The following is a 12,580-nucleotide window of genomic DNA, read 5'->3' as shown; positions in this document are numbered from 1 at the left end:
GGGTTCCGCGCGAGCGGCCGGGCTGAGCTGTGCCGCGGCCCCGATCCACGCCCCCGACGGCCGGGTCGTCGCCGCGCTCGGGGTGCTGAATTCGTGCCCGGCCGAGCTGGCGCGGCTGCGGCACCTGCTCGTGCTCGCCGCGGCCGAAGCCGCACGCGAACTGACCGGTTCCCCGCGGGTCCACTGAGCGGACCCGGGCCTTCCCGGAGATCCGTCCCCTTTGTCAATCTCGCCCGGTGGGCGGTGCCCGGCTTCCGGGTGCCCGCGGACGTGGAGGGTGACCATGGGCTCGAGACGGTGGCTCGGACTGATCACGGTTTTCGCGCTGGCACTGGGGGGCAGCGTCGTCACCGCCGCTCCGGCGCACGCCGCGAGTCCCGGCGTCGGCACCCTGGCGAACGCGCTCGCCGCCCCGGCGAACAGCTTCGCCGCGTGGTCGAAGGGGCTGGGCACCCTCGGGCAGCTCGCCAAGCCGCTGCCCGCCGTCCAGACCAGCCCCGGCGCCGCGCTGGGGTTCGACACCCTGGCGCAGGAGGCTTTCCACACCGGCACCAAGAAACTCGCGGACGCCGTCGACGACGCCGACCTCGACATCGACCAGCCGATCACGCTCTCCGGTGACCGCGCCGGGACGTTGAAGACGACGCTGAGCACCGTCGGCGAGGACAAGAAGCTCGACCTCACCCTGACGATCTCCCGGGTGCTGAACGACCAGGCCCTGAGCCTCCCGATCCCGATCGGCGACGGCACCAACGCCCCGCAGTCGGCGTTCTCGTCCACCGGCGGCGTGCGGCTCACCGTCGCCACCACCGTGAAGCTGACCGTGGTCTGGGACAAGGCGCACGACAAGGCGTACTTCGTCAACGACGGGACGACCCCGTCGCTCACCGTGGATGCCGAGGCGAACATCGCCGACGCCAAGGCCGTCAAGGCCGCGGTCGGCATCCTCGGGGTCAAGCTCGTCGAGGCCGACTCCTCGCTCAGCCTCAAGGCGCACTTCGCCGCCACCGTCAACGATCCCGACAACGACGGCAGGCTGGCTTTCACCAACTTCGACGGCACCGCGGGAGAACTTGCCCAGAACGGTTCCCTGGCCGGCCTGGTCAGCTTCGGCTTCGCGAGCCCGGCCGGATCCCTGACCGGCTCGCTGCACCTCGCCGCGGCCCCCGCCAGCTCGTTCTCCCTCGACCTGCCCGCGGTGGACGCGAAGATCGGCCTCAACTGGCCCGACATCGCCACCGGCACGCCGCAGATCACGCCGGAAGGCATCGGCACGGTCGGCCCGTTCCTCAACATGACCCCGCGCGACCTGGCCACCGGCCTGGCCCAGCTGGCCACCACGCTCACGTCGATCCAGCGCACCAAGTGGGGCGACGCGGCCAACCCGATCGGCAACCTCGACCTGCCGTTCCTCAAGGGCAGCCTGGCCGACGCGATCCAGCTCAACGAGTCGATCAAGAAGTTCCTGACGGACAACACCAAGACCGCGGCGGACCCGGCGCAGGCCGGCGAGCCGAAGTTCGTGTCCCTGCAGGAAATGCTCGACAAGCTCAACACCGCGGCGAACCTGCCCGGCGGCGGCAAGATCGGCATCTCCGACGTCCACTTCCCGCCCGGCACGACCAAGCTCGACTTCAAGATCACGTTGTCGCGCCAGGCACCCACGAGGGCGATCGACCTCAACGCGGCCGCGGCGGCGTCGTCCGGCCCGGCGGGCAGCCCGGCGAAGACGACGTACACGCAGACGACCCTCAAGGACGAGAACCAGAACTGGAAGCCGGGGGAGTTCGCGGGACGGCACGTCGTCGCCGGCGCCGCCGGGGCGACGGTCGAGAACAACGACGAGCACACGCTCTTCCTGCAGGCACCCGGGTGGACGCCGGTGATCCCGGTGGCCAACGCGCCGTACACGATTTCCGGGATGCAGGGCGACGTCGGCGTCGTCCAGCTCGGCAACGACCTCAAGACCGGCGGCCGCGGCGTGGGCGAGGCCAACGCGGTCAACGCCACCGCGAAGGTGAAGCCCAGCTACGCCGCCGCCGTCACCCTCGTGCTCGACCTGCAGAACCCGACCGTGCACAACCCGCCGATCGAGCAGAAGAACCCGGACGGCAGCACGACGCTGGTCGGCGCGACGCCGACCGGGCCGGACCGGGTGCTGCTGCGCACGTCCGGCAGCCCGTCGCTGTTCACCGCGGACTTCCCGATGGACGCGGGCATCGACCTGTTCGCCAACGCCGGCTTCCTGCAGGTCGAGCTGAAGGGCACGGCGCACGTCTGCCACCCGGCCGCGGGCGCGGACTGCGCCGGGACTCCCGGCGCCGACGACCACATGCTGCAGGTGAACCTCAAGGACCAGGGCGACCTGACCTTCGGCGGCGTCGTCGACAAGCTGCTGCACGACCCCGGCTCGCTGCTGGACTTCCAGGTGCACGTCCGCGGCGCGGGCGGCGTCGACGCGAGCGCGCCGGGCACCGGTGACTTCCTCAAGGGCGCCACCGCGCACGCCGGGTTCACCTGGAACGACCTCACCAAGCTGTCCGGGACCGAGGGCCCGCAGTTCAGCACGAGCGACCTTTCCGAGCTGGCGAACTTCGACTTCGACCCGGCCAACCCGAAGGCGCTGTTCTCGATCATCCTCAAGACGCTGCAGACGCTGAACGCGTCGATCAGCGACGCCTCCCCGGCCGGGGCCGCGGTGTTCGGCACGAAGATCCCGCTGGTCGGCCGTTCGCTGCGGGACCTGCTGCGGGCCGACGAAGCCGGCTCCGGCCCGAAGGTGACCTACGGGCCGAACTTCGTGAAGGACACCTCGCGCAGCGTCGAAAAGGGCAACCCGTTCCCGCCGACGCTCGTCGGGCGCACCGTCGTCGCCGGGACCCAGGTGGGCATCGTCGGCGGCGTCACGGCCGACACCCTCACCCTGGCCGGGCCGTGGGCCAGCCAGCCCTCGCCGTCGACGGCCTACGTGATCCGGTCCGAACTGGACGACGTGATCTCGATGCTGGAGGCCGCGCCGTCGGACAACCTGCAGCGCCTCGTCCAGACGGTCAACGACCGGTTCAAGGGCAGCGTGCCGGTGCAGTTCGAGTACGCCGACCTCGCCGGGACGCCGTCGCTGATCATCCGGCTGGACTGGAAGCGCGCGTACCACACCAGCACGCCGGTGCAGTTCGACTTCAGCCTGCCCGCGGGCAACCAGCGCGTCGCCGGCGTGCAGGGCGACGGCTCGGTGTCGCTCGGGGTCGGCGGCGAGGTCAAGATGGGCCTGGTCGTGCCGCTGGCACCCGGGCCCGGCCCGGCCGACGCGAACGCGCTGCGCATCCTGGACGACTCGTCGATCGGCGTGAAGCTCGACGCCGCCGTCGAAAACGCCACCATCGCCACCACCCTCGGCCCGCTGACCGTCTCGCTCGGCAACCCGAAGTCGGCGGACAAGGCGACCGCGAAGGCGTCCTACTCGCTCGACCTGGCCAAGAGCGGCGGCACCGGCGCGCCGGTGACGTTCTCCGAGTTCGTGGGCGCGGTCGGCCCGTCGGTCAACGCCGCGAGCACGGCGGTGAACTGCGGGCTCGACGGCAGCACACCACTGGCCCTGTGCGCGAAATTGCCGTTGTACATCAGCGAAGACGGCGGCACGACCTACAGCAAGGTGATCACCGACGACACCAAGGCGAACGACTTCGCCTTGCGCCTGCCCAAGTCGACGACGCCCGACGACTACTTCAACCTCGCCGGCGCGGCCATCGACGGCCACCCGCGGCTGGAGACCCCCGACGCGACGCTGCTGGGCCAGGAACTGGGCAAGCGGCTGATCGACTTCGGCAGGCTCGACGGCCTCGACAGCTACCTCAACCTGGCGGAGCAGGCCCTCAACACCGCCAGCTTCGGCGGCAAGCTGCCGCTGCTCGGCGACGACCTCCAGCAGGGCGCGGACTTCATCGGCAAGCTGCGCACGGCGATCCACACCGCGCTGGACCAGCTGCCCGCGGACGGCCACTTCGCCGACATGGCCGCGGTCCGCGGCTGGGTGAACGACCAGCTCGGCGCGAAGCTCGCCAGTGCGGGTCTCAACCCGGACACCGTCACCGTCGACACCGTGTGCAAGACGCGGCTGGGCACCGTCGGCGTCCCGACGGTCAAGCTGCACGACGGCGCCACGGCGGCGGACAAGACCTACCGGTACGTCGTCGCCTCCTACGCGACGATCAACGGGGAGAAGAAGCAGGCCAAGGCGAGCGACCCCGGCTCGATCGCCAACGGCCCGACCGCACTGTCCACAACGGACTCCCTGGACATCTCCTGGGAGCCGGTCGACAGCGCGTCCGGGTACATGGTCTTCCGCGAGGAAGGCGGCGTCTTCAAGCTCATCGCGGACGTCACCGACACCAAGACCACGGACACCGGCGCCGCCGCGATCGGCGGGGCACCGGAGAACCCGGCCGACAACCCGCAGCCGCACGATTGCGCGTATAACGACCTAGACGCCGTGACCATCAGCCTCAACGTCAGCCAGGGCGACTTCAGCGGCGACCTGCTCAACTGCACCGGACTGCCCGCCGGGCACGAGTGCCTCAAGAAGTCCGTGCCGCTGGACCTGGGCATCCCCGGGTTCTCGCTCAAGGCCGACGGCGGCGCGGGCCCCGAGGTCCAGCTGGGCTGGCGGCTGCACCTGGCCATGGGCATCAGCCGCAGCGAAGGGTTCTTCGTCAGCACCAAGGACTCCACGCAACCGGAGTTCGCGGTCGGGCTGAACGTCACCCTGCCGCAGAAGATCAACGCGCAGCTGGCGTTCATCAACATCACCGCGGAGAACTGCACCAAGGACTTCAGCGCCGACGACTGCAATCCCGCGGCCGCGCCGCCGGCCAACGCCGTCCTGCCGCTGTTCGGTGGCGCGTTCAAGATCGACCTGATCGCGCCGGACGACCCGACCAACGGCCGGCTGCACCTGACCGACCTGCAGAACGCCGGGCTGGACCGGCTCGTCGACGTCAAACTGCACGCGAGCGCGGACATCAACTGGCTGCTCAAGGCGCGGCCGGGTGACGACGCCGGGTTCCCGGGCATCCAGGCGAACTTCCGGCTGCACTGGGCGTGGAACAACGCCAAGCCGGGCACCAACAGCGCCGACGGCGGCAACAGCCCGCTGACGCTGGCCTTCGACAAGGTCGGCATCGACAGCGGGGAGATCTTCGGCAAGATCCTCGGCCCGATCGTGAACAAGGTCAAGCAGGTGACCGGCCCGCTCGACCCGGTGATCAAGACGCTGTACGCGCCGATCCCGGTGCTGTCGGACCTGTCCCACCTGGCCGGCGGCGGCGACGTCACGCTCGTCTCGCTCGGCAAGGCGTTCACCACGATCGCCGGCGGCCCGGACCTGAAGTTCGTCGACACGATCGCCGGGATCGTCAACTTCATCAACAGCTTCCCGAAGTGCACCGCCAAGTGCCTCATCCCGCTCGGCTCGTTCGAACTGGGCGGCCAAAAGGCGCTCGACACCACGGCGACACCGGACAACACGGAAAGCCTGATCAGCAGCAAGAAGGACGCCGGGGGCGGCTCCGCGTTCACGCCGCTGCTCGACACGATCAACGGCAAGAACTCCAACCCGGATTCGGTCAACCCGATGACCGCCCAGGCGTCGGCGGCCGGGTTCAGCTTCCCGGTGTTCGAGAAGCCGGCGTCGCTGTTCAACGTGCTGCTCGGCGGCGACGTCGACCTGGTCAAGTTCGACTCCGGGCCGCTGCGCCTCGGCTTCGACTGGCGCCAGCAGTTCGGGCCGGTGTACGCGCCGCCGCCGGTGGTGATCACCCTGCACGGCTCGGCGACGGTGTCGCTGCGGATCGTCGCCGGGTTCGACACCTACGGCATCCGGAAGGCGTTCGAAGCGGCCCGCGCGGGCAAGCTCGACTTCGGCAAGGTGGGCAACGCCTTCCTGCAGAGCTTGTTCTTCTACACCACGGAAAACGGCAAGCCGATCCCGGTCGTGTCGTTCACGGGCGAGATCGCGGCCGGCGCCGCGGTCACGGCGGTGATCATCACGGTCGGCATCGAAGGCGGGCTCGGGCTCACCGTGTCCTTCCTCTGGAACGACCCCAACCACGACGGGAAGTTCCGGATAACCGAGTTCCTGCAAACGGCGTTGAACAACCCCATCTGCCTGTTCACCGTGTCGGGGCGGCTCTACGTCTTCCTCAAGCTGTACGTGACGGTCGGGTTCGGGCCGTTCTCGGTGTCGTTCAGCTTCACGATCGTCGACGTCACGCTGCTCGACTTCACCGCGACCCCGAACTGCACGCCACCACCGCCGAAGCTCGGCGGGCTCAGCGGGGACGGGAAGACCTTGGTCGTGTACGCGGGCGCGCTCGGCCACTCCGCGGAACGCGGCGGCGGCGTGGGCGACCCCTACGAGTCGGACAAGCAGGAGAAGGAGACCGTCAAGATCACTTCGCTGCACAAGTACGACGACCCGGCCAACCCGGAGTTCACCGGTGTGGCCGTGGACATGCTCGGCATCCGGCGCGAGTTCCGGAACAAGAACATCGAGCGCGTCGTCGTGGACGGCCGCCAGTACGGCAAGCCGATGAGCGTGACGTTCATCGGGGACGCCAAGGCCGACACCGCGAAGGACGGCCCACCGCCGCCGACCGCGCAGTTCGACCGCGACGCGATCGTGTTCGGCGGCACCCAGAACGACCAGATCAAGACCGGCATCGGCAACTCCTGGGTCGACGGCGGCGGCGGTGACGACGTCATCGTCACCGGCGACCGGACCGTGCTCGCCGCGAACAAGACGAGCTACGTCCGCGACGACGCGAAGGCCCGCGTCGCGGGTGGTCCCGGCGTCGACAGCATCACCGTCGGCAACGGCGTGGACGTCGTCGCGGGCGACTCGAGCCTCGGCGCGCCACCTCCGCTGACGTCGATCGGGCTCAAGGAGCTGCCGAACGACGGCCGCGACGGCGGCGACCCGATCGCCGACGGCAGCGGCGGCCCGACCGTCTCCGTGCCGAACTGGGCGTCGCTGCCCGACCCGGCGGGCGGGACCGGCACCGGCGACGCCGGCGACACGATCAAGCTCGGGCTCGCGAAGTCGACGGCGTACGGCAACGGCGGCGACGACACCCTGAGCGTCGCGGCCGACGACCCGCTCAAGGACGTGCCCACCTACCCGCGGGCGCTGTTCGTGTCCCAGGGCGCGACGCTCGTCGGCGGCGACGGCAGCGACCGGTTCGCCGGTGGCACCGGGCCCGACCAGATCTACCCGGCGGGCCAGGTCGATCCCGGCATCGACGGCTACGGCTCCGACGACGCCAACACCACCGGCGGACCCGCGGGCGGGCCGATCAACACGATCGACACCGGCAGCGGCAACGACACGGTGTACGGCGGCAAGGGCCAGGACCGCGTCACCGGCCACTCCACCAAGGACCAGCACGACGACTTCCGCGGTGGCGGCGGCAACGACATCCTGTTCGGCGGGTACGGGCCCGACACGCTCTACGGCGGGCCGGACGACGACTACGTCATCGCCGAACCGTCCACCTTGGACTTCCCGAACCCGGGGACGACCGACGGCTTCGGGCCGTTCTACGTCGTCACGCACACCCCGCTGCCGACGGGGATCACCCCGTCGCACAAGACGCTGGTCGGCGGCCTCGGCCGGGACCACGTCATCGGCGGCGACGGCGGCGCGGACGTCTACGGTGACAAGCAGACGACGCCGTGCAAGGCGGGGACGCCGATCCCGTCGACCCCGGTCGACGAGTCGGTGGACGACCCGCTCGACGGCAACGACCGGATCATCGGCGGCGCCGGCGTGGAGAACGTGCGCGCGGGCGGCGGTGACGACAACGTCGATGCCGAGGCGGGCGACGACCTGGTGTGCGGCGAGAAGGGCAAGGACGCGCTGCACGGCGGCCGCGACGCCGACCAGGTCTGGGGCGGCTCGGACGACGACGCCGTCTACGGCGACTCCGGCGCGGACACCCTGTACGGCAACGACGGCATCGACACGATGTTCGGCGGCGACGACCCCGACACCATCGAGGGCAACAACGGGACGGACTGGATCTCCGGTGGCCTGGCCGGCGACACGATCGTCGGCGGCACCCGGGCGGCCGGGCAGCCCGACGACGGCGACCAGCTGTTCGGCGACAGCGGCCCGGACACGATCATCGGCGACAACGGTGATCCGCTGGCGGCCGGCGGCCCGGTGTTCGACCTGGCCAGTACCGACCCGGCGCTGGGCGGCGACGACACCATCTCCGGCGGGTTCGACAACGACGCGTTGTTCGGCGGGCTGGAGAACGACACGGTCTTCGGCGGGAAGGACTCCGACCGCATCGAAGGCAACCCGGGTGCCGACAAGCTGAACGGCGAGGCGGACGCCGACGACATCATCGGCGGCAGCCACCAGACACCGGGCGACCCGGCGGTCAAGAACGCGACCGGCTACCCGGACGCGGGCGACACGATCTCCGGCGGCGACGGCGACGACGTGATCGCGGGCGACAACGCCACGATCACCGGCACCGGCGGTGGCGACACCGGCGACCCGGTGACGCGGGGTCGCGGGCTGTCGGCCGGACGGCACGTGGTGCTGTTCGACCTCGGCTACGCCCCGGCCGCGGGCACGTCCGGTGGAGACGCGATCTACGGCGGCGAAGCCACGGACGTCATCTACGCCCAGGGCGGCGCGGACACCGTGCACGGCGACGCCGGCGACGACTACGCGGAAGGCGACCAGGATGCGGACAAGCTGTTCGGCGACTCCGGGCAGGACGACCTGGTCGGCGGCTCGTCGTACGTCGAGTCGGGTACCGGCCAGGGCACCGCGGGCCAGCTCGACACCGGCGACACCATCTCCGGTGGCGACGACGCCGACCTGATCAGCGGCGACAACGCCCTGCTCACCCGGGACGCGGGCATCGCGAAGAGCCCGATCACGCAGGGCCGCTTCGACATCGACGCACCCGCGTCGGCGCCGATGGTCCAGCGCAGCATCCAGCTGTACGACCTGGGCGACGCGCCGGTGCCGAACACCTCAGGCGGTGACGACATCACCGGCGACAACGGCTGCGACGCGATCCTCGGCCAGTCCGGCAACGACCGGATCAAGGGCAACGCCGACGGCGACTACGCCGAAGGCGGGCCCGGCCGGGACTGGCTCGAGGGCAACGGCGGCGACGACGACCTCGTCGGCGGCAGCTCGGTGATCTTCGGGACCGACACGGCGTTGACCACCCAGGGCCAGCCGGACACCGGCGACGCCGTGTTCGGTGGCGCGGGTGACGACGTGGTGCTCGGCGACAACGCGATCACCGACCGGATCGCGCCGCCGTCGCCGTACCTGCTCCGCGTGGGCAGCAACGGGACGTTCGAGACACAGCGTTCGCTGCGGCTGCTCGACCTCTCGTGGAGCAACGGGTTCCTCGGCGCGCCGACGCGTCCGGTGGCGGGCGGCGACCAGCTGTCCGGTGGCGGCGGCGTCGACGTGATCTTCGGCCAGGACGGCGACGACCAGATCTCCGGCGGCGCGAACGACGACTACGCCGAAGGCAACGGCGGCCACGACACGGTGTTCGGCGACCGCACGCTCGCCGAAGCCGGGATCGCGATCGCGCCGGCCAGTCCGGCGTGGCCGGGTACGGCGTCGGCCGACCTCGGCGACGTCTCCGCGCCGAACGGGCAGGACGACCTGCTCGGCGGCAGCTCGCTGGCGGTCTTCCGGGACACGGCCGACGACGTGCACGGCGACGGCGCCGCCGACTTCATCCTCGGCGACGGCGGCACCGCGGTGCGGGACATCGTGGACCAGACCGGGAAGCCGGTGGCACTCGGCGACGACCTGTCGAAGGTCTCGCTGCCGCTGACCAACCGGATCTACGCCAAGCGCTACCCGGCGACCCCGCCGGCCGGGGCGGCGTTCGTCCGCCACGGCGCGAACGGGGCCCCGACCCGCTTCTGCACCACCACGCAGGCCACCTGTGAGCCGCTCGGCGCCTGGGGTGGGGACAACCTGTGGGGCGACGCGGGCGAGGACACGCTGTACGGCCAGGACGGCAACGACCTGATGTACGGCGACACCGGCACGACGACGGCTCCGGGCGACGGCGCCGACGACATGTACGGCGAGCTCGGCGACGACCGGATGTGGGGCACCGGCGGCGACGACGCCATGGTCGGCGACCGCGGCGGCATCGTCGACGTCTACCAGAACGGGTCGAACAAGTTCGTGATCGACAACACCCAGGTGCCCGCGATCCACTACGAGGGCTTCCTGGCCGGCTCGGTCACGCGGCAGGTCGACCTGCAGCACGACGTCAACGGCGACGCGTTCGCCGCACCGGGCACCGCTCCGGCGATGCCGCACCGCGGCGACCTCGAAGGCGGCACCGACCGCATCCGCGGCGGCGACGACCACGACTCGATCCACGGCGGCTACGGCGACGACCTGGCCAACGGCGATTCGGGCGGGGACAACGTCTTCGGCGACGACGGCGCGGACGTGCTGTGGGGCGGCAAGGGCGGCACCGACGCGGCCAACCCGAACGACCGCGGCGTCAACGACTCGCTCGTCGACTACGTGCTCGGCGGCAAGGGCGCGACGACCGGCCCGTCGGTCGACCCGGTGTCGGGAGCACTCGGTTCGGACATCATCGACTGGCGCCCGCGCGGAACGTACGGCACACCGGGATCGTCGACGTGCTCGGCGAACCCGTGGCCGCAGACGTTCGGCAACGGCAAGAGCGCGGTGACGGTGGACCCGTGTTCGTGGTTCGAGATGACGAACCTGGACAACGCCGACGTCGCGGACAACCAGCACCACCAGGGCATCGACTGGATCTACGGCGGCTGGGACCGTGACGTGCTGCAGGCCGACGTGGCCGACAACGGCCCCAACCAGGGCGACCGCCTGCTGGACTGGAGCGGGGCGTACAACCTGTACACGCACTGCAACGCGGCGTACGGCGGCTATAACGACGTCCGGCAGTGGAGCCCGACGCAGCAGGACTTCCTGCAGCGGTGGGCGTACTCCCTGGGCGCCGGCCAAGGCGCCGGGGACGTGACGACGGCGGGTACCTCGGCGTACGACGAGCTGGCGCTGGTGTACCAGGCGGACCTGCAGGACCACGGGGCCGGGCCGGCGTTCCCGACCACCCCGGGTCACTTCGACAACCCCAACGCCTGCGCACCCTGAGAGGAGAGCTGACACGGCGGGCGCCCGGACTCCGGGCGCCCGCTCGTGTGCTACGTACGCAGCAGGTCGAGGGTGCGGCTCCGTTCGTTGAGGGGTACGACGATCAGGTCGGTCACGTCGGCGTCCTCGTAGCGCTTCACCGCGTCCGTCACGGTCGTCTCGTCGCCGATGACGAGCGTGTCGGCGGGGCCGGCGAGCCCCGCGCGGTCGAGTGAGGCGCGGTAGGCGGGTAGCTGCCCGACCGCGGTGAGCTGGTGCGCGAATTCGGCGCGGGCCCGGTCGGGATCCGGGCTCAGCAAGGTGACGGCCTGGGCCACGATGCGCGCGCCGGGTGCGGTGCGCGGGGCGATGTGCTGGGCCACCATGTCCGGCGTGACCCAGGCGGCAGCCACTCCGTCGGCGAGGTCGTGGGCCAGTTCGAGCATGCGGGGCCCGAGCGCCGAAAGCAGGAGGCTGGGAGCCGGGGCGGTGATGTCGAGCCGGGTGTCGACGGTGAAGAACTCGCCGTCGAACCGGACGGCTCGGCCGGACAGCAGGGGGCGCAGGACGGTCAGGTACTCGCGGGTGTGCCGCAACGGGGACGTGTAGGGCAAGCCCAGCTGGTCCTTGACGTACCAGGCGTGGCTGGGGCCGACGCCCAGGGTGAGACCGCCGGCGGCGGCTTGGAGGGTGAGTGCTTCGGTCGCCGTGGTCACGGGGTGGCGGGGGTAGGTGGCGACGATCGCCGTCCCGGCCTCGGCCGGCCGTTCGCGGAGGGCGGCCAGCAGGGTGAGCGGGTCCCAGCCGCCGGGGTTCTGGTTGGTCCAGAAGGCGGCGAGGCCGCGGTCGGCGGCGTCGGCCGCGGCGGCCACCACCTCGGCCGGGGACGGGGGACTGATCAAACCGGTACCGATGTGCATGCCTTCATCCCAGTCGCCGGAATACCGCGGAACCAGATCCACTTGGACTCCTCAGCGATCACTTCTTGTCATCGTGCCGCCCGGAGGAGCCGTGGAACTGCGCGCGCTGAAGTACTTCGTGACCGTCGCCGAGGAGCTGCACTTCGGCCGGGCCGCGGAGCGGCTCAACATCGTGCAGCCGGCCGTCAGCCACCAGATCGCGCGGCTCGAACGCGACCTCGGCACCCGGCTGTTCGACCGCTCCCCGCGGCACGTCCGGCTCACGCCGGCGGGGGAGCGCGTGCTGGCGGCGGCCCAGGAGACGCTCGCCGCGGCGGCCCGCGTGCGCGTGGTCGCCGGAGAACCCGCTTCCCACGTGCGGATCGGTGTCGCCCCCGGCCTGACCGCACGGCTGGAACGCGCCGCGCAGCTCCTGCTCGACCAGGACCAGCCGGCCCGGGTTTCGCTGGTGGACCTGCCGGTTCCCGCGCGGCTC

3 protein-coding genes and 1 pseudogene are annotated in these 12,580 nt (G+C 71.1%); 3 read left to right on the top strand and 1 reads right to left on the bottom strand.

Going from position 1 to position 12,580, the window contains the following annotated elements; all coding sequences use genetic code 11:
- Nucleotides 1-187 (top strand): annotated as a pseudogene (locus G3I65_RS15535) (hypothetical protein); the annotation flags it as partial.
- A gap of 96 nt (nucleotides 188-283) precedes the next feature.
- On the top strand, nucleotides 284-11,206 hold the full coding sequence (locus G3I65_RS15530) for a calcium-binding protein (RefSeq protein WP_160696741.1): 10,923 nt from the start codon (nucleotides 284-286) through the stop codon (nucleotides 11,204-11,206).
- Nucleotides 11,207-11,256: 50 nt separating this feature from the next.
- On the opposite strand, the gene G3I65_RS15525 is transcribed toward G3I65_RS15530, so the two are convergent.
- Nucleotides 11,257-12,147 (bottom strand): LLM class flavin-dependent oxidoreductase, encoded by an 891-nt coding sequence (locus tag G3I65_RS15525; protein WP_309235481.1) that lies wholly within the window; start codon nucleotides 12,145-12,147, stop codon nucleotides 11,257-11,259.
- Nucleotides 12,148-12,196: 49 nt separating this feature from the next.
- On the opposite strand from G3I65_RS15525, the gene G3I65_RS15520 reads away from it, so the two are divergent.
- Nucleotides 12,197-12,580: LysR family transcriptional regulator (locus G3I65_RS15520; RefSeq protein WP_160696740.1), on the top strand; the 384-nt coding region annotated here is incomplete at its 3' end.

Source organism: Amycolatopsis sp. SID8362 (assembly GCF_010550475.1).
Lineage (GTDB): Bacteria > Actinomycetota > Actinomycetes > Mycobacteriales > Pseudonocardiaceae > Amycolatopsis > Amycolatopsis eburnea.
The sequence above is the reverse complement of the archived record's forward strand: the minus strand, read 5'-3'. Positions and strand labels throughout refer to the sequence as shown.

Excerpts from the sequence above, each read along its gene's own strand:
- G3I65_RS15530 (WP_160696741.1), top strand. The coding sequence starts at position 284 with ATGGGCTCGAGACGGTGGCTCGGACTGATCACGGTTTTCGCGCTGGCA.